At 69.6% G+C, this 18,208-nt stretch carries 18 protein-coding genes and 2 pseudogenes; 6 read left to right on the plus strand and 14 right to left on the minus strand.

Going from position 1 to position 18,208, the window contains the following annotated elements:
- Positions 1-224: 224 nt before the first annotated feature.
- A complete protein-coding gene (locus QA861_RS01845; RefSeq protein ID WP_334586403.1) occupies positions 225-788 on the minus strand; it encodes an AMIN-like domain-containing (lipo)protein in 564 nt (187 codons plus the stop codon).
- A 549-nt stretch (positions 789-1,337) separates the two neighbouring features.
- Here QA861_RS01845 and QA861_RS01850 point away from each other — a divergent pair.
- Positions 1,338-3,083 (plus strand): protein kinase domain-containing protein, encoded by a 1,746-nt coding sequence (locus QA861_RS01850; protein WP_334586404.1) that lies wholly within the window; start codon positions 1,338-1,340, stop codon positions 3,081-3,083.
- A gap of 324 nt (positions 3,084-3,407) precedes the next feature.
- Here QA861_RS01850 and QA861_RS01855 read toward each other — a convergent pair whose 3' ends face one another.
- From QA861_RS01855 to QA861_RS01880, 6 genes are all read right to left on the minus strand, one after another.
- Positions 3,408-3,701: a hypothetical protein gene (locus tag QA861_RS01855; protein WP_334586405.1), complete on the minus strand. Its 294-nt coding sequence runs from the start codon at positions 3,699-3,701 to the stop codon at positions 3,408-3,410.
- Positions 3,702-3,894: 193 nt separating this feature from the next.
- Entirely contained in the window at positions 3,895-4,149 is a 255-nt protein-coding gene (locus QA861_RS01860; protein ID WP_334586406.1) for a DUF5302 domain-containing protein, read from the minus strand.
- Between the two features lie 113 nt (positions 4,150-4,262).
- A complete protein-coding gene (locus tag QA861_RS01865) occupies positions 4,263-5,282 on the minus strand; it encodes a zinc-dependent alcohol dehydrogenase (protein ID WP_334586407.1) in 1,020 nt (339 codons plus the stop codon).
- Positions 5,283-5,353: 71 nt separating this feature from the next.
- Positions 5,354-5,677: a putative quinol monooxygenase gene (locus QA861_RS01870; RefSeq protein ID WP_334586408.1), complete on the minus strand. Its 324-nt coding sequence runs from the start codon at positions 5,675-5,677 to the stop codon at positions 5,354-5,356.
- Positions 5,678-5,680: 3 nt separating this feature from the next.
- A complete protein-coding gene (locus tag QA861_RS01875; protein ID WP_334586409.1) occupies positions 5,681-6,055 on the minus strand; it encodes a serine hydrolase domain-containing protein in 375 nt (124 codons plus the stop codon).
- 446 nt (positions 6,056-6,501) lie between these two features.
- Entirely contained in the window at positions 6,502-7,539 is a 1,038-nt protein-coding gene (locus QA861_RS01880) for an AraC family transcriptional regulator (RefSeq protein ID WP_334590424.1), read from the minus strand.
- A 99-nt stretch (positions 7,540-7,638) separates the two neighbouring features.
- Between QA861_RS01880 and QA861_RS01885 the strand changes: the two genes are divergently transcribed.
- A complete protein-coding gene (locus tag QA861_RS01885; RefSeq protein WP_334586410.1) occupies positions 7,639-8,223 on the plus strand; it encodes a TetR/AcrR family transcriptional regulator in 585 nt (194 codons plus the stop codon).
- Positions 8,224-8,225: 2 nt separating this feature from the next.
- Here QA861_RS01885 and QA861_RS01890 read toward each other — a convergent pair whose 3' ends face one another.
- Both QA861_RS01890 and QA861_RS01895 read right to left on the minus strand, forming a co-directional pair.
- Positions 8,226-8,702, minus strand: a complete 477-nt coding sequence (locus tag QA861_RS01890; RefSeq protein ID WP_334586411.1) for a tautomerase family protein — start codon at positions 8,700-8,702, stop codon at positions 8,226-8,228.
- A gap of 214 nt (positions 8,703-8,916) precedes the next feature.
- Complete coding sequence (locus QA861_RS01895; protein ID WP_334586412.1) at positions 8,917-9,765, minus strand: aldo/keto reductase; 849 nt, start codon at positions 9,763-9,765, stop codon at positions 8,917-8,919.
- Between the two features lie 72 nt (positions 9,766-9,837).
- On the opposite strand from QA861_RS01895, the gene QA861_RS01900 reads away from it, so the two are divergent.
- From QA861_RS01900 to QA861_RS01910, 3 genes are all read left to right on the plus strand, one after another.
- Entirely contained in the window at positions 9,838-10,527 is a 690-nt protein-coding gene (locus tag QA861_RS01900) for a DNA-binding response regulator (protein ID WP_334586413.1), read from the plus strand.
- A gap of 116 nt (positions 10,528-10,643) precedes the next feature.
- Positions 10,644-10,799 (plus strand): hypothetical protein, encoded by a 156-nt coding sequence (locus tag QA861_RS01905; protein ID WP_443041429.1) that lies wholly within the window; start codon positions 10,644-10,646, stop codon positions 10,797-10,799.
- A 472-nt stretch (positions 10,800-11,271) separates the two neighbouring features.
- The gene (locus tag QA861_RS01910) at positions 11,272-12,543 is read left to right on the plus strand and encodes an amidohydrolase family protein (protein ID WP_334586414.1); all 1,272 of its coding nucleotides are present in this window, start codon (positions 11,272-11,274) and stop codon (positions 12,541-12,543) included.
- A 208-nt stretch (positions 12,544-12,751) separates the two neighbouring features.
- Here the strand turns inward: QA861_RS01910 and QA861_RS01915 are convergent, their stop codons facing one another.
- Both QA861_RS01915 and QA861_RS01920 read right to left on the minus strand, forming a co-directional pair.
- Positions 12,752-13,300, minus strand: coding sequence for a MarR family winged helix-turn-helix transcriptional regulator (locus QA861_RS01915; RefSeq protein WP_334586415.1), 549 nt, complete (start codon positions 13,298-13,300; stop codon positions 12,752-12,754).
- Positions 13,301-13,442: 142 nt separating this feature from the next.
- Complete coding sequence (locus QA861_RS01920) at positions 13,443-14,036, minus strand: TetR/AcrR family transcriptional regulator (protein WP_334586416.1); 594 nt, start codon at positions 14,034-14,036, stop codon at positions 13,443-13,445.
- Between the two features lie 287 nt (positions 14,037-14,323).
- Between QA861_RS01920 and QA861_RS01925 the strand changes: the two genes are divergently transcribed.
- On the plus strand, positions 14,324-14,887 hold the full coding sequence (locus QA861_RS01925) for a cysteine hydrolase family protein (RefSeq protein ID WP_334586417.1): 564 nt from the start codon (positions 14,324-14,326) through the stop codon (positions 14,885-14,887).
- Positions 14,888-15,107: 220 nt separating this feature from the next.
- Here QA861_RS01925 and QA861_RS01930 read toward each other — a convergent pair.
- The 3 genes and pseudogenes from QA861_RS01930 to QA861_RS01940 form a co-directional block, all read right to left on the minus strand.
- A pseudogene (locus tag QA861_RS01930) lies at positions 15,108-16,502 on the minus strand (xanthine dehydrogenase family protein molybdopterin-binding subunit); the annotation flags it as partial.
- The gene (locus QA861_RS01935; protein ID WP_334586418.1) at positions 16,436-16,618 is read right to left on the minus strand and encodes a hypothetical protein; all 183 of its coding nucleotides are present in this window, start codon (positions 16,616-16,618) and stop codon (positions 16,436-16,438) included. The gene QA861_RS01935 and the pseudogene QA861_RS01930, both read right to left, overlap by 67 nt.
- 55 nt (positions 16,619-16,673) lie before the next feature.
- Positions 16,674-17,820 (minus strand): annotated as a pseudogene (locus QA861_RS01940) (XdhC family protein).
- Positions 17,821-18,208: the final 388 nt, after the last annotated feature.

An 18,208-nucleotide genomic window follows, 5' to 3' on the forward strand; every position in this document is an offset into this window, starting at 1 on the left:
GCGCAGAGGCTGAGCAGCGGGACCGTCGGAGTGCCGGGCGCCAGGGTTCATACCCGCCGGCCCACCAATCGGAAGGGTCTATCCATTTCCAGCGCCGGACGTGCCGCCCCGAAAATGAGCGTCCACTCCGCATCGGGTCTCCTACGACCTGACGAAAGCGGTCACGCACGCCCTGCCGTGGCCGCTTGTCGGGTCAGCGTCGACGCCGGATAGCCGGTACTCGGCTACCAGCTGTGCGCCACGTCCACCACGATCCGTCCGGGCAGCACCAGCACCCGGAACGGCAGTTTGGCCCGGACCCCGAGGCCGATATGCGTGCCCGAGTAGTAGTAGCCGCCGAACTTGGCGTCCCTGAAGGTCTGGTAGCCGGTGAAGTCCAGCCCCGGCAGCGGATCAGCCAGTTCGACCGGATACTGCGACGTGTTGACCGGTGCGGTGAACTCGATCTCGATGATCGCCCCACCCTTGACGGGGATCCCGGTCTGGGACGGGACGTGGTTGAAGTCGGGCACATACTGCACCCAGTACAGGGCCGGATCGGCCGTGGTCATGCCCGGAATGTCGAAGACCATCCGGTCGTAGCAGGCGTGACGGCCGGTCCGGACGTTCGCCAGGGCACCGGTCATCGCGAGCGATCCCGGTTCCGACTTGTTCTGACTTCCCCAGCCCGTCTCGCAAGCGGCGGCCTGCGGTGCGGCAGCGGTGGCGGTCGCGGCGGCAGCCGGAACAGCGCCTCCCCCCGCTAATACCAGCGCCAGCGTTGCCAGCACCGTTGTCAAGCGTTTCATCGGCGAGCAGCCCCCTTCTGGTTCCCCTATGGTGCGATGCCCTGTCAGACAATCGGGACAGCCGGATGGTTGGATGCGCCGATCGCCCGGTTTCGGAAATTCTGCTCCGAACGCCCCTCGCCCCGAGCCTTCTCCGAACTGCGGCAGGCTCACGTCATCGCGGGCAGCGCATCCGTCCTGTGGAGCTGCGCGACCGTCCCCGGCGATCGGTCGGCCGCCGCGATCTGTCCGCTCCCCCGGGCTTCTCCGAACTGCGGCAGGCTCACGTCATCGCGGGCAGCGCATCCGTCCTGTGGAGCTGTGCGACCGTCCCCGGCGATCGGTCGGCCGCCGCGATCTGTCCGCTCCCCCGGGCTTCTCCGATGAGCGACGATGATGGGCGTGGCCGGTGCGAATGCGTGTCCGAACGGACGTATGCTCACCCTCTTGGCTGACAGCGCTCCGTGCAACAGCCAGCAGCCAAGGGTCCGTTGAACGGCTCCCCGGCCGGAGAGGTCCCGTGTCGGCCGCCGACCGGATCGGCCCCGAAGCAGCCGAAAGGAACCCACGGTGTCCGACGAAGGACGGCTGATCGCCGGCCGATACCGCCTCCTCGACCGGATCGGCCGGGGAGGCATGGGAACCGTCTGGCGCGCCCACGACGATCTCCTCGCGCGCCAGGTCGCCGTCAAGAAACTCCACCCCCAGCCGCAGCTCGACGACCACGAACTGGCCATCCTGTTCGAGCGCACTCGGCGCGAGGCCCGCAGCGCGGCACGGATCAGCCACCCCAATGTGATCGTCGTCCATGACGTCGTGGTCGACGAGGGCCTGCCCGCCATCGTCATGGAGTACGTGCCTTCCACCACCCTCGCCGATCTGACCGAGGAGCACGGCCCCGTCCCGCCCGAAGAGGCCGCCAGGATCGGCCGCGAGGTGCTCGCGGCCCTGCGGGCGGCGCACCGGGCCGGGATCCTGCACCGGGACGTGAAGCCGGCGAACGTACTGCTGGCCGAGGACGGCCGGGTGGTTCTCACCGACTTCGGCATCGCCCAGGCCTCCGAGGCCTCGGCTCTCACCCGTACCGGCCAACTGGTCGGGTCGGTCGACTTCATCGCCCCCGAGCGCCTCGTCGGCGCGCCTCCGGGCCCCGAGGCCGATCTGTGGGGGCTGGGCGCCACGCTCTTCCAGGCGGTGGACGGCCGGTCACCGTTCCTGCGGGACTCGGTGACGGGGACCATGTACGCCATCGCCATGGAGCCCGTCCCCCAGGTCCGGTCCGCCGGGCCGCTGACCCCCCTGATCCAGGGCCTGCTCGCCAGTAAGCCGTCGGAGCGACTGTCGGCCGAGGACGCCGAACGCCTCCTGCGCGTGCCGGCCGGAGTCCGCGCGGCGGCCGACGACGCCGCAACTCCGATTCCGATTCCGGCTCTTGCTCCCGCTTCAGGGCCGGGCCGGAAGGCGGACCCGGACTCGCGGCTCGCGATTCGCGGGGCGTCCGCTGTCGAGGTGTCCGCCGAACGTCCGCCCGCCGGCACTCCCGATCCGCGAGGCAAGGGGTCTGCGGGCCGATGGAGGAAGCCGGTCGGGTTCGCTGCGGTGGCCGCCGTCATGGCGCTACTCATCACGTCCGCGTGGTTGGTCCTGGCGACACCGGAGAAGGACAGTCACGGCACCGGCGCCACGGCGTCGGACAATCCGCTGACAGTCGGGGACGCCAACGCGCCGGACTCCCCGGGCACGGCCGCGGCCTCCTCTCCTGTCTCCTCGCCGTCGAGTTCGGCGAGTTCGGACAGTTCCGCGAGTACCGCGGGTTCTGGCGGCGCGTCGCCGACCGTGCCCGCTCCGTCCGAGCCGACGTCCAAGTCCTCGCAGAAGACTGCCGGGCAGGAGTCCGGTGACGATGACACGTCCCCAGCGAGTGGATCCGGCGGCTCGGACTCCCAGCCCGGCCGTCCCCTGCTGGTCGCCGCCTCGGGCAAGTGCCTGAGCGGCGGCGCCGGGACCGAGGGCATCCAGCTGTTCCAGGCCACGTGCGACGGGTCCGCCGCGCAGCGGTGGCGCATCGGATCGGACGGCACCGTGCGGTCCTCCGGGAAGTGCATGACCGCGGCCGGTGGGGCGACGGACAGCCGGACCGAGGTCCAGTTGGCCGGCTGCGACGGCCGTACGAGCCAGGAGTTCCGTCTCGCCGGTACGGAACTGAGGGCTGACCAGGCGCAGATGTGCGTCGACATCTTCGGCGGCGCGAGCGGCACGGGGGCGGTCCTGTTCGAATGCAACGGACGGGACAACCAGACCTGGACACTGGGGTAACCGCCCCGGAGAGTGCCCTGCCGCCGCTGCGGGCCATCGCCCTCGTACCGAGCGGGGCCAGTCGTCGTGGGACACGGTCGCGGCGGGCCCGGCGGGAGCCCCGACGGACGGCTACTTCTACGCGCACGAGCACGCCGACTGAAACTTCCCGAACAACGGATCAGGCGGCGGCGAGAGCACGAACGACGACACCCCCGCCCACAAGTGGTACGACTCCTGCTGAGAGACCTTCAGCGCCTCCAGCACCAGCGTGAGCCCGCCGAGCACCTCGCCCGGCGGGTGCACGCACAGGGGGAGTCCGACGCTCGGCCGGTTTCCGCACGCTCAGGCGTTGGCCTGACCATGCCACGGCGTCCGCCGCGGAGCGGCGTGGTGCACGGGGCCGTCGGCCCCGGCAGCCTGCCGACGCCCCAGCCACACGGACGTCGCCGACAGCAGGCCGGTGAAGACCAGCAACAAAACCACCGACACCCACATTTGCCGACTTCCGGGGTCGTCCCATCCCACCAACGCGGCCGAGACCGCCCACAGGACGACGCCTCCGGCATAGAAGAGGCGGATTCGGCGCAGTTGACGCAGGGCTCGTACGGATGCGGCGTGATCAGTTTCCGGTGCCATGCCGACCCAGGTACCCCGATACGCGCCTTCTACAAGCCGACCGATGAGGCCATCGCGACTCAACCGGCGATACGAACAGACCGCCCCCACCATGGGGGGCGGTCTGCCACAACAGGTCACATGGCTTCCTCAGACGCGGCCGGAATCCTGCTGAGCGGAGTCCCGTCCAGAGGCCGTCTGAAGGCGGTTCGGCTCAGCCACCGCTCTTTCGACGGAACGACCGCTGGCTCGCGGCCGGGCCGTGCGCGCCGTGGATCTTCGACCTGTCGCTGTTCGCAGCGCCGTCGACGGCGTCAGCCTGCTGACCACGCTTGCGCGCGAGTGCCTCCCGGAACTTGCGCTTCAGGTCGTCCTGACCGTCGTCCTGACCGCCATCGTCGGGCGCGAGTGCGGCGCTCTCGCCGTCAACCGGCTCCGCGCCTTCGGGTGATGGAGACTCTGCAGCCATGGTGACCTCCTGGGACCGAGCAGTGGAAAGCACAGCTTGTCATGCCGGGGACCGCTCCGATCGCCCGCGCCCCGCATCACCGACCGCTGTCGCGGGCCGCCGGCCGCGGTGCCTCAGCTCTCCAGGACGAAGATCGGCTTGTGGCCGGCGCGGCCCGAGGTCAGCACGTCGGGGATCTCGTCCCAGCCGTACACCCCGCTGGTGACCAGCTCGGGATGGAGCGTCCCGGAGGCCACCGCTTCCAGCGTCGGCGTCATGTTCGGCCGCGCGTGTCCCTTGCCGTTGTGGAAGTGGACTCCACGCTGGTACAGCGAGAGCAGCGGGAGCTGCACCTCGTCGAAGTAGATGCCGACGCTGTTGACGTAACCCTCGGGCATGACCGACAGCAGCGCCTTGCGCAGCCGCGCGGCGTCGCAGCTGGCGTCCACGGCGAGGTGGAAGTCCTTCTCCCGCTTGCCGTTGATGTCGTGGACCTCCGCGCCGAGCTGCTCGGCGACCTTCATCCTGACCGGGTCGTCGTCGTAGTACACGGTGCGGGCGCGGGCGCAGTGGACGGCTACGTCGACCACGTACAGGCCGATGGAGCCGGTGCCGCCGAAGACCGCGATCTTCGGGTCGGTGATCCCGGCGACGGTCGGCATCACCGTCTCCCAGCCGAGGGCGAGGTTGTCGCCGATCGACGCCAGGTGTACCGGATCGACGCCGGCGGGCAGCTTGGCGAGGTTGTAGTCCGCGTAGGGGACGCGGATGAGTTCGTCGAAGGTGCCGCCCCAGGCACCGTTCACCGGAAGTCCGTACTGGGCGTCGCCGTGGACGAGACAGCGGGCCGGGTGTCCGAGCTCGCACTGCGCGCAGCTGCCGCAGGCTATGTGCCATGCGACGCCGACGATGTCGCCGACGGCGACATCCGTGCAGTCGGGGCCGACCTCGACGACCGTGCCCACGCACTCGTGGCCGATCGGGAACGGGCCGAACGCGGAGAACGGCGTTCTGTCGTCGATGACATGGTGGTCGAGATCGCAGGTCGTGGCCGCGAGCGGGCGTACGAGCGCGTCCGTGCCCTCGACAAGGGTGGGGGCGTCGACCTCGTCGAAGCGCAGTTGTCCGGGCGCGACGAACATCAGGCTCTTCATGGGAAAGCTCCTCGGTTTCGTGGGGAACCCGGGGCCGGCCGGTGTGCCGGCCGGCCCGGTCGCCTACTCGGTCAGACGGCGCCGGCGTCCGGGTCGCCGGCGGGGATCGCGTCCAGGAAGACCATGTCCGGGGGGCCGGCCAGTGCCTGCGCCAGGGCGCCGCCGACCTCCCGCATGACGGCACCCTTCATGTGCGCGCCGAGCGCCTCCCGCGAGGCCCACTTCTCGATCATGACGAACTCACCGGTGGTGCCCGCCTTGCGGTGCAGGGCGTACAGCAGGCATCCGGGTTCGGCGTGCACCTTGGGCAGCGCCGCCGTCAGCGTCTTCTCCACCAGCTCTTCCTGGCCGGGCTTGGCGACCATTGTCGCCACCAGGACTATCGGATCGGTCATGGTTTACACCTTTCGAAGTATGACACTCGCTATAACCATGTCAGACGTCCAGAGACGCGAAAGCGGCCCGCGCGCGGCGAACTCCGGCCAGTACCGGGCCACCGGTGCGTCGACGTCGAGCAGTCGGCGCTCGACCAGCAGCAGCGCCGTCAGGGACGTGACCGTCTTCGTGCACGACCAGACATTGGTGATCGTGTCCCGCCGCCATGGCACCGAGCGGCCCTGGTCGGCCCAGCCTTTCCACAGGTAGACCACCGGCTCCCCGTCGACCACGACGGCGACAGAGGCACCGAGTTCCTCGCCCGCGTCGAGGTTCTCGGACAGTCGCGCGGCCACCTCCGTGAAACGCTCGTCGCACACTCCGCCGAGTTCCGCCATGGTCGGCGTCCCGTCGCCGTCGGGACGTCGTCGCCGGCCGGCCGCACCGCCGTGCGGGGCACGCCGCGCAACTCGCGGCGCAGGCTCGCGCGGGCGATGTCGGCGGCGTCCAGCAGGTAGGTCTGGCGCATCCGCCAGGGGGCGCGGTGTCCGTGCCGGGGAAAGCTCTCGACGCCCCGCTGGACGTAGCCGGACGCCAGCTCGATCAGGGGCCGCTCCCGGACGTCGGGTTCCGCGGGTGGGGTGACCGCCGCGAGGTCGGCGCGGCGCATGTGGTTGAGGACCCGGCACACCAGTCGCGCGGTGAGATCCGCACGCATGGTCCAGGACAGGCACGATCAGAACATCGACGTGGGCGGGCGGCGAGGTGGAGTGCGGGGCACTGGTCATGGCACCCGAGTATGGAAGCGCTCCGAAACCGCCGCTTGACCCTGGGCGACAGAAATTTAACCCTGCCCGACACGCGGTGACTTGGGAACGCGCCTGGCGTCACGGCGGACCTGAGTCGGCGTCCGGCCGAACCAACGGCGCGCCGCACGGGTGAGCGCCGCCTGTCCGGCCAGCTCCACCAACGACGCGACCTGCGAGAACGGCATGTCGGTCCCCGTAAGCAGCCGATGTGCCGCCTTCTTGCGTACGTCGTCGACGATCGCCTGGAACGATGTGCCCTCCTGCGCCAGCCGCCGCTGCAACGTGCGCGGATGCGTGTGCAGCCATGCCGCGACCATGTCGATCCTCGCGGGAACCGTGCCCAGCGCGCGCCCGACCGCCGACCGCACCGTGGTCGTGACGCTGTCGCGGGGATCTGTGTAGTGGGCCTCCAGGTACTCCACGACCATGCGGCGCAGTTCGGGGTTGACCGGGGTCGACATCGGCTGGACGAAGAGCTTCTTCCGTACCCGCAGCAGGGCGCGGTCCGCGTCGAACCGGATCGGCGCGCCGAAGAACTCCGCGTACACCGACTCGTCCGTCAGCGGCGGATGGGGCATGTAGACCCCGAGCAGCTCGTAGCCGCCGCTCATCGTGATGAGATTGCGGTGCAGCAGCCCCAGACCCGCGTCGATCGTCTGCGGCTCGTACGGAATGTCCGGATGCACCATCCGGTATTCGACGGCCCCCACCCCCGCGTAGCGCTCGGGATCGTCCACGCGAGACATACGAATGCCCTGGTTGTGGACGAAGAGGAACCGGGACGCGCAGTCCAGACCCTCTCCGACCGTGTCGCAGTTCCCGACCGCCAGAGCCAGCGGGCCGAGCATCGACATGTCCTGGTGCGCCGCCAGACGCAGTCCGAGATCCGGACAGTCCAGTTCCTTCGTGGCGCGGCGCAGGATCCGCCCGGCCGTGACCGCCGGCAGCAGAGCGTGGTCGGAGTCCAGGTCATCCGGCGAAACGCCGAACTCGCCGAGCAGACCCGCCCCGTCACCGCCGAGATCGTCGATCAGACGATCGATGCCCCGGATCGCGGCGGCCCGGATTTCCATCTGCACGTCCTACCGCCCTCCATGACATTCGTCAGAGATCCGCTTCAGGCTAGGCTATGACGAACGTCATAGCCGGTGGGACCAGAAGGGATTCCGTCCGTGACCAAGTCCAGTACGACAGTGCGGCAGCGGATCGTGGCCGGTGCGGCCGACATGATCAGCAGGCGCGGCCTGAACGCCACGAGCATCCGCGAGACGGCCAAGCACGCCCGGGCGCCGCTCGGCTCGACGTATCACTACTTCCCGGAGGGCAAGCAGCAGCTTGTCACCGAGGCCGTCCGCTACACGGGCGCCTGGACCGCCAACAGTCTGCGCAGGGAGCTGGAGGCGGGACCGGTCGCCGGGCTTCGCGCCTTCCTCGCTCTGTGGCGCAAGATCGTCGTCGACAGCGATTTCCGGGCCGGCTGTCCCGTCCTGGCCGTCTCCGTCGAGGAGCCTCCCACCGACGAGCCGACAACCGCTCTTCTGGCCGCCGCCGACGTCTTCACCGAGTGGGAGAACCTACTGGCCGGATCGTTGCGGGAGCACGGAGTCGAGGCTCGGCGGGCGGCTCAGCTCGCGACGCTGATCGTCGCGGCGGTCGAAGGGACCGTGGCCATGTGCCGCGCCAAACGCAGCACACAGCCCCTCGACGACACAGCCGAACAGTTGCAGATCCTTATCGTCTCCGCGATCGAGGACTGACCTCACGCCCCCAGCGCCGCGCGGACGGCTTTGACCCGCCCCTCGGTGAAGACCCCGCTCTCAAGGAGCGGCAGGACGGACAGCACACCCCCGGACGATCCCCAGCTGCCCTCGTCGATCACTCGGAAGTTGACCCACCAGGCCGGCGCCGGCTTCGCCAGCCCGCAGGCCGCCGCGAGGGCGGCCAGCACCCGCTCGATCACCTCGGCCCGGACATCCCGCTGCCAGGCGGCGTCCATGACCGCGACGTCGATCACCATGACGTCGAGATCGTGAGCGGTGTCGGCCAACAGCTGCCCGCCGATGGCCATCATGTCCCGCTCGCGCTCGACGAAGTGAACCTGAAACCCGGCCCGGGCGGCCGGAGCGTGCTGCCCGACCTCGGGCACCAACACCGCGTCGGTCAGCGTCTCAGCCAACTCCCGGCGCTGCGCGAGATCCAGGCGCCCCTTCGGGGAATTCACGGTGATGATCGTCATGACAGCCTCCTATGACAGTCGTTATAGAGCATCGGCAGGCTACACAGTCACCGAGCCGCCGTCATACCGGGCGTCACTCCGAACGGGTTCGGCCCGGTCGGCGCGATGACGGGCCGCGTGCACACCGAGTCGGGCGGTCACGCCCGTCATCCGGACGGTCATCATGACGACCGCTTTCCTGGTTTCTCCTTGGTGGCCCTCTGCGGACCTGGCGTCAGGCGAGGTCGTCGAGGTCTTCCTCGGTGAGGGTGATCGTGGCGGCGGCCATGTTGTCCGCCAGGTGCGCGAGGGAGCCCGTACCAGGGATGGCCAGGGTTACCGGTGAGGATGCCAGCAGCCAGGCCAGGCCGATCCGGGACACGGACGCGTCGTGCCGGGCGGCGACCTTGGCCAGCCGCTCGTCGTCGAGTTCCCGGCCGCCGCCGAGCGGGAAGAAGGGCACGAACGCGATGCCGGCCTCCTCGCAGGCGGCCAGCAACTCCGCGTCGCCGCGCCGGGCGGCGTGGTACGCGTTCTGCACGGCCACCACCGGCGCTATCGCCCGGGCCTCCGCGAGGTGGTCGACGTCGATGTTGCTGAGGCCGAGGTGACGGATCAGGCCCTCCTCGCGCAGCGCCGCGAGCGCCTCGAAGCGGGCGGCGAGGGATTCACCACGCGGGGGTGCCATGGGGCCGATACGCAGGTACACCAGGTCCAGGCGATCCACGCCCAGGCCTTCGAGGTTGGCCTCGACAAGGCCGCGCATATCTCCCGGGGTGGCGTGGTGCAGGCCGCCGGAGCCGATGATCGGGCCCACCTTGGTGGCGATGACCAGGTCCGACGGGTAGGGGTGAAGGGCCTCACGGATGAGGGTGTTGGCGCGCACCGCACCGCCGGCACTGAAGTAGAAGTCGGCGGTGTCGAGGTGGTTGACGCCGAGCTCGACGGCACGGCGCAGTACGGCACGGCCGGTCTCGGGCTCGCGGGCGGGGCCACCCATGCCGTCCTTGGACGGCAGGCGCATGGCACCGAAGCCGAGCCGGTTGACGGCCAGGTCCCCGCCGAGGCGGAATTCATTGCTCATGAACTCAGCCTGCACGGCCCCAAACCTGCTGACGAGGCTGTGACACCTTGCTGCCAGGGGCACAATGAACGCATGCCACAGACCATGATCCTCACCGGTGATCTTGAGTTCCGGGCACGAGTCGTACCCCTGACGGAGTCGGTCGACGCGGAATGGGTCAGCGCGGCGCGCGATCTCGACACCTGGCCCGGCTCCCGGGAGGCCGCACGACTGCGGATACGACGTGACGGCGCACACCGGGCCCGCAAGCTGTACAGCCCGGCCGTACTCACCGACGAACGCGACCGGGAGACCCTCCGCGAGATGACCGCCCACGGCATGCGGGTGCGCATCGCCGCCACCCCGCTGCCCCAGGGAACGGTCTTCATCGACCGGCGGACCATGATCCTCACCGCTCCCGTATCCACGTCCGCGTCCGCCTCCGCGTCACCGACCGCTCGCGACCACGGGCACCGTACGTACACCATGAGCGTGGAACCCGCCCTGGTCAGCGGGGCGTACGCGCTTTTCGAGGCCGCGTGGGAAGCCGCTACCGACCTGGCGGTCTTCTTCCAGCCCGAGCGTCCTCAGATCGGGACACAGGCCCGTACGGTGCTGTCCGCACTGGCGTCCGGTGCGACCGACGCGGCAGCCGCACGGGAACTGGGTATGTCGCTGCGCACCTACCGCCGCCGGGTCGCCGAGCTCCTCGTCATGCTGGGCGCGGACTCACGCTTCCAGGCCGGCATGCGCGCGGGCGAGTTGGGCCTCCATCGCGGGTGAGCGGCTCTCTTCCGGAGCCCTCGTCCGGGTCGGGCGCGCCCCGGAGTTCTCAGTCCGGCCAGGCTTCGCGTACTGCGTGGTCAGCATGGGTCGGCGAGGTGGTGTGCGACTGCGACGTGCTCACCGTCCCGGGCTGCGATGTCCGTCTCGTCGTGTACACGGTGGCCGCCGGTTCCGTGGATGCCGAAAAGCTGGACTTCCTGCGGGTCACGAACGGCGTCCGTGCCGACGGCTCCTCACCTGCGGAGCCCGGTCTGTTCTCCACGCCGTAACGACCGGGCCGGCGGTATCTCCGGCGTGTGCTGTGTCAGTCGCGGACGCGGAGGTCGCGCCAGCGGGCGGTGAGTCCCTGTCCGCGCCGGGAAGTGCCGGCACCCTCCGTGACCTGGTGCACGGCGAAGACGCCCATGCCCATGCCCATGCCCATCTTGAGTGACGCGGGGAGTTCGGCGACCAGGGCGGGGCGGTCCCAGCCGCTGTCCCCCAGGCCCGCATCTCGCCCGACCGGGCGCGGCTGCTGGTGCGCGCGTTCGCGCCGAACGCCTCGACGGAGTAACCGCCGTGCGGGGAAGCGGAATCGTATGAGGCCGCCTCGGCGCCGCGCTTCCGCCAGACCGCCACGTTCTCCGTAGCTGAGGAGCGGCTGGTACTTGCCGGGGACCGCGGGTCGTCTGCGGCGGTTGCCTCACACATCACTTTCGAGTTAGCTTTCTCTAAAGCTTTCATTGAAAGGAAGGTCGCATCATGACCGACACCCGATTCCTGCTGCGCAACGGCTACGTCGTCGACACCGAGTCCGCACCGGTCGCCCTGCCCGGCACCGACGTCCTGATCGAGGGCGACCGGATCATCGAGGTGGGTCCGGGGCTGTCTGCGGACGGTGCCACCGTGATCGACGCCACCGACCGGATCGTGCTGCCGGGGTTCGTCGACACCCACCGGCACCTGTGGCAGACGGCGCTCCGCGCCGGGGCCCCGGACCTGAACCTGGGCGCCTACATGAGTGTCGTCCTGGGGCAGTACGGCCCCCGGTTCCGGCCGCAGGACGTCCACGCCGCGACCCTGGTCGGCGCACTGGAAGCCTTGGACTCGGGCATCACCACCCTGATCGACTACTCCCACGCGCTGCACACTCCCGAGCACGCCGACGCGGCCGTCGACGCCCTCCACGCCGCAGGGCTCCGCACCGTGTTCGGCTACGGCTTCCCGGCGCACGGAGCCCAGAACCCGGAGGACGTACGCAGGATCCGCAACGAGCGCCTGTACGACGACCAGGCCCTGGTCACCATGGCGCTGGCCCCGCTCGGCCCGTCGTTCTCGCCGATCGAGACCGTGAGCGCCGACTGGAACCTGGCCCGCGATCTGGGCCTCCCCCTGACGATCCACGTCAGCAGCGGCCCGGTCGCCGCACGGCCGATCACCACCCTGCGTGAGCACGGTCTGCTTCGCGCCGACACCCTCTACGTGCACGGGAACTCGCTCGACGACGACGAACTGAAGCTGATCGCCGAGTCCGGTGGCACCGCCTCGGTCACGCCCGCCACAGAGGCCCAGATGCGCGTCGGCGCGCCGTTGGCCGACCGGCTGCGTCGCGCCGGTGTCACCGTCGGCCTCGGCGTCGACGCGGTCTCCTCGCTGCCCGGTGACATGTTCTCCCTGATGCGCGCGGCGCTGCTGGCCAGCCAGATCGCCGACACCACTCCGCTGACCGTGGGGGATGTCCTCAAGATGGCCACGCTGGACGGTGCCACCGCCTTGGGACTGGCCGACCGTATCGGCTCGCTGCGACCCGGCAAACAGGCCGACGTCATCATGCTGCGCCTCGACGACCTCAACATGCTCACCGCCGAACGCGACCCGATCGCCGCTGTGGTCACGGCGGCGCAACCGCACAACGTGGACACGGTCCTTGTGGCCGGACAGGTCGTGAAGGCCGACGGCAGGATCCTCTACGGCGACACCGCCCAGGCCGTCCGTGCCCTGCGCGCCACCGCCGCCGTCGTCAACGATCACTGACCCGAGGCCCGGCTCTCTTCACCATGGATCCCGCGTGTGAGCGCGGGATTTCGCCGCTCCACCCACTCCCCGGCGTTGGTCTGCCGGTCACGACGCGATACCGCCTCCCGCGCTCATCACACCAGGCAGGCCGGTGGAGGCGCCGTCGGCCCGGACCCCTCCGGCGCACGTGGGCCCCGCCCGGTGGATCCCGAGAACGCGGCGATCCTCAGTCCCGGCCCTGGGGTCGGGCGTTCCGCGCCGCGGAGTCACGCGGGAGCAGGCCCGGGGTGGAGGTGATGAGGTTCCGAAGCGCGACGGTCGCCGCGTCGATGACTTCTGCCGGCACGCCGTCGAAGGCGGCGTCGTGCTCGGCCGAGACGGCGAGGACCGCGCGCTCGGCGAGGGCGATGCCGTCCGATGTCAGCCGGATCCAGGTACTACGGGCGTCAGCCGGGTCGTCCTCCCGCGCGACCGCGCCGCGGGCGACCAGACGGTGGGTGACGTTGGTGGTACCGCCGGTGGAAAGCATCAGGGAGCGGGCCAGCTGATTGGGCTTCATACGGTACGGCTCACCGGCTCGGCGCAAAGTCACCAGCACGTCGAACTCAGCCGGCGTCAGCCCGAATTCGGTCAGCTCCCGCCGCAAGACGCGGTCCAGGGCCGCGGAGAGGAACATGATCCGCTTGCTCAGCTCAGACGAGGCGAACAGAATCTCGGGCAGTTCCGCACGCCACGCGCGCATCCACGCGTCCACGGGATCGGATGTCGCTGTCACTCCTGCACTATAGGTCACTAGCTCGATAGCTTCATAAAAAGCTTTCAACTAAGGATCTGATCGGCGGCTACTTCGACAGTGTTGGCACGCCCCCTTGGTGAGGTAAGCGCCGCCACACCCCAGCCTCCCGGGTCAGCGCACGTCACGGACCGGGCTGTCGTGGACCGGGGGCTCCCGCGCGCAAGCCGTCCATGATGAGGTCCAGGAGGCGGGTCGCCTGGGAATGCCAGTCCCCGCTGAGGTCGATCTGCCAGACACCGGCGATGGCGAGGAGAAAGTCGTCGACAGTCACTTCCGGGCGAATGGTGCCGGCCTCGTGGTTGGCGTCGAGCAGAAGCTCGATCGCGTCGACCACCAGGGAGTATCCCGGCCTTTCCGGGCCACCGGTCGCACGGGTGGCCTGCCGCAGCGCGTCGGAGAGACCGGCCTTGGCCATGGCGAAATAGGCGAGGCGGTCCATCCACTCACGCAGGGCGCGGTCAGCTTCCCTGGTCTTGAGCAACTCGGCCGCGCTGTTGGTGAGCTGCTGCACCTCATGCCGGTGCACTTCCAGGACGAGTGCCTCACGATCGGGAAAATTGCGATAGAACGTCGCCTGTCCGACGCCCGCCTTCTTGGCGATCACACTCAGCGGCACGTCCGCCGAACGCGACAGTTCGACCAACGCCACCTCTAGAATGCGCTCGCGATTACGCTGCGCGTCCGAGCGCTGAGGCACGTTGTTCCTCGACTCCACGCGTCCTCCTTCCGAACCCACTTCGCCCCCCTTTCCGACGGACAGCCACCGGTACAGCCGGCGCCGGTATCGGACTGGTGTCCATTTGAGGACACCATAGTCGGCGAGCCTGCTCGGCCTGAGCGAGCGGCGCACGGTCTCGTCCTGATGCGTAGGGGCTTCGAGCCTCAAACGGGCCGTCACAACAGCCCGTTCGCGAGAAGGGCTGCTTCGCCGAAATCTCCACCGCGGCTCACCCGATCCACCAGACTCGCTCGTGTTTCCCCAACGAAGACGGGACGGCAAGCATGGCGAAAAGCGCGCTTCTGGTGATGGACGTCCAACGGGACGTCGTGGCCATCGCCGACGACGGATCCGGATATCTGCCGCGCTTGCGCAGCGCGATCGACGGTGCCCGGGTCGCCGGCATCCCCGTGATCTACGTGGTGATGGGGTTACGGCCGGGCGATCCGGAAGTCAGCCCTCGCAACCGGGTGATGGCGAACGTCGTGCGGGCCGGCCTGTTCACCGAGGGGGCCCCTGGCACCGAGATTCATCCCGATGTCGCGCCGCAGCAGGGCGACGCGGTGGTCACCAAGAGGCGCGGGAGCGCGTTCTCGGGCAGCGACCTCGACCTGGTACTCAGGGCTCGCGATATCGACAGCCTCGTTCTCACCGGCATCGCCACCAGCGCTGTGGTGCTGTCCACCCTGTGGCACGCCCTCGACCTGGACTTCGCTCTCACCGTCCTGGCGGACGCCTGCCTCGACACCGACCCCGAGGTGCACACGATGCTCACCGAGAAGCTGTTCCCGCAGTGGGCAGATGTCGTGGCCGTCGAGGACTGGCTCAAAGCCCTCGCACGGCGATAGCGGGAGGCCATCAGCGGCGGGTCGCCGACCTCATGAGTGCGCCAGGGTGAGGTGGTCGGCATGGTGTCCGCTCCGGGCGGCGCACACGTGAGCGGGCCGCCGCCACGCCCCGGGGGACGACGCGGCGGCGGCCCTGGGTCCGGCGGTGTGGCGGGGTCACCCGCCGGACGTCGGTGGGAACGCCCGGGTGGCCGACGGGGTCGACGGCCCACCCGGGCGTTCAGAGCAGGGCTTCGGGGGTGATGGGCAGTTCGCGGATCCGGCGGCCGGTGGCGTTGAAGACCGCGTTGGCGATGGCGGGCGCCACTCCGACGATGACGATCTCGCCGAGTCCCTTGACGCCGATCGGGTCGGCCTCGTAGTCCTCCCCGTCGATGTAGATGGCCTTCAGGTCCTTGGGAATGTCGGCGTGGACCGGTACGAGGTAGTCGGCGAGGTTGGCGTTGACGATCCGTCCGTCGCGGTGGTCGGTGACCGTGTGTTCGAGGAGGGCTTGGCCGATGCCGCCGATCATGGCCCCGATGGCCTGGCTGTCGGCGAGTTTCGGGCTGATGATCCGGCCGGCGTCGTACACACCGACCATGCGCCGGACCCGTACCAGGCCGAGCGTCGCGTCGACGGCTACCTCCACGAAGGTCGCGGCATAGGCGTAGAAGGAGAACTTCTCCGATCCGGAGGCCCCGGCGTACGAGCCGAGTGCTTCGAGGTGGCTGAGATTGTTGCGGGCCAGGAGCCGCTGGTACGTCTCCCCGCGTGCGGGGTTGCCCTTCACGTACAACCGGCCGCCGGTCACCACGACATCGGCGGGGTCGGCGCCGTGCAGCGGTGATCCTTCGTCCTTGACCGCGAGCGTGATGGCCTGCCCCCGCAGTTTGTCGCCACCGTCCTGGACGGCGGAGCCGACACTCGCCATGGTCTGCGAACCGAAGTGCCCAGGGGCCGGCGGCATGAGGGAGTCGCCGAGCCGGAAGGTCACCTGGCGCATGGTCAGGCCCAGGGCGTCGGCGGCGACCTGGGTCATGGACGTGGCCGTGCCGGGACCCATGTCACTGGTGGCGGACTGCACCAGGGCGGTGCCGTCGGCATCCAGCCTGAACGAGACCTGGGCCTGGCTGCGCTGGGTGTCGTAGACACCGGAGGCCATTCCCATGCCGATGAGCAGGTCCCCGTCGCGCGTCGAGCGGGGCTTGGGATCGCGCCGGTGCCAGCCGAACTCGCGAGCGCCGGCGGCGTAGCAGTCGCGCAGTCGGCGGGTGGAGAACGGCAGCTTGCTGGACTCGTCGGCGGCGGGTTCGTTGCGCAGCCGCAGTTCGATGGGGTCGAGGCCCAGTTCGTGGGCGAGTTCGTCCATCGCCGTCTCGACGGGGTAGGCGCCGCTGGCGTAACCGGGGCCGCGCATGTACGTCGGCGTGCTCACGTCCAGCGGTACCTGCGCGTACGACTGGCGGACGTTGGGCGTGCTGTAGAGCATCCGGCCAGGAACGAGGACACTTTCGATGTTCGTCTCGTAGCGGGAGGTCTCGGCACGTACCTCGTGCGTCGACGCGGTCAGGCGGCCCCGCCGGTCGCTGCCCAGCCGCAGTCCGTACTCGTACGCGGGTCGGAATCCCACGCCGGATTCGCCGTGGTCTCGGTGCCGGCGAAGGCGGTGGTGCCGACGGTCAGCGCGGCGGCGGTGAGTACGCCGACGCCGGCGAGCGTGACGCGGCGGCTGAGGGTGCGGGGCTTCATAGCTGTCTCCAGATCAATCTACGGATGGGCGAATACACGGACACAGGGACAGGCGTCAGGCGACTCCCCGGACGACCCGCTGACCTCCGTCGCGGTGAATGGGCGTCCCGATATCAGCGAGCGGGCTGCCTGTGCCGTCGTGTCGGGTGGCAACGATCTCCGCCGCGATGGACAAGGCGGTCTCCTCGGGCGTACGGGCACCGAGGTCTAGGCCGATCGGTGACCTGAGGCGGCCCAACTCCCGTTCTTCCAGGCCAGGCTTCACGCAACCTGCGCTCGCGGTCGACGTGGGTGCGGCGAGAGCCCATGGCCCCGACGTAGGCGACCGGCATCCGCAAGGCCTCCCGCAGCAGGGGTACGTCGAACTTGGCGTCGTGGGTGAGGACGCACAGGACGGTGCGCGCGTCGGTCGGTGTGCGCCGGAGGTAGCGGTGGGGCCAGTCGACGACGATGTCGTCGGCGTCCGGGAAGCGCGCCCGGGTGGCGAAGACGGGGCGGGCGTCGCAGACGGTGACGTGGTAGCCGAGGAACTTGCCGATCCGGACCAGTGCCGCCGCGAAGTCGATCGCCCCGAAGACGATCATGCGGGGTGACGGCATGTTCGCTTCGACGAGCAGGGTGAGTCCGCCGGGGCAGAGCGCTCCGTCTTCGGAGAGTTCGACCGTGCCGGTACGGCCGGTTTCCAGTAAGGCGTGCGCCTGTGCGGCCGCGGCCCGGTCCAGCGTGGAGCGGCCGTCTCCGTGCGATCCCTCGTGGGTGCCGTCAGGGCGCACGTACAGGCTCCTGCCGAGGAGTTCGGCGGGGCCGCGGATCACCTGGGTGAGGGCTGCCGGTTCGTCGCGGGCGGCGCCGGCCAGCACGGACTGGAACGCCGTCCTGACAGCCGCGTCGGCCGCGACCGGCGTGACCAGGATGTCGATGATTCCGCCGCAGGTGAGACCGACGGCGAAGGCGTCCCCGTCGCTGTAGCCGAACCGTTCGACGACGGACCCGCCATCGTCGAGTGCTCGCGTGCAGAGTTCGTAGACGGCTCCTTCCACGCAACCGCCGGAGACCGATCCGACGGCGGTGCCCTCGCGATCGACGGCGAGGGCGGCCCCGAGTCCGCGTGGCGCGCTGCCACTGACACCGACGACGGTGGCCACGGCGAACTCCTTGCCCTCCTCGAGCCACTCACTCAGCTCATGGGCAATGTCCAGCACTTGGCCCCTCCGCAGACAGAAACCCCATCGGTCGGATGGGACGTGGTGGCGGCGTGCACGGGTCGCGCGCCGCACCGTTCTCAGGCACGGACGCTGACGGTCGGACATGGCCAGTGGGCCGTATCCGACGCTGTAGCCCGCCGAAGCGGATCACTGTCCGATAATTCGAAGAACGTAACGGACCGCAGTCCGCTTAGCAAGAGGCGGAGGGTGAAGCCCGGAGGGAGGGCGAGCGGAGCGAGCGGGAACAGGTTTCAGCGATCGGACACGCGGCGCGATCCTGCGCACGTCCAGGAGGTGGCACGGTCACTGCCGACATCATCAACATCGAGACCGAGGGGCAGGGTTGGTCGCGGATGGCGGAGGTCGCGCCACGGAATAACTGACG

The sequence above is a fragment of the Streptomyces sp. B21-083 genome, assembly GCF_036898825.1.
GTDB lineage: Bacteria > Actinomycetota > Actinomycetes > Streptomycetales > Streptomycetaceae > Streptomyces.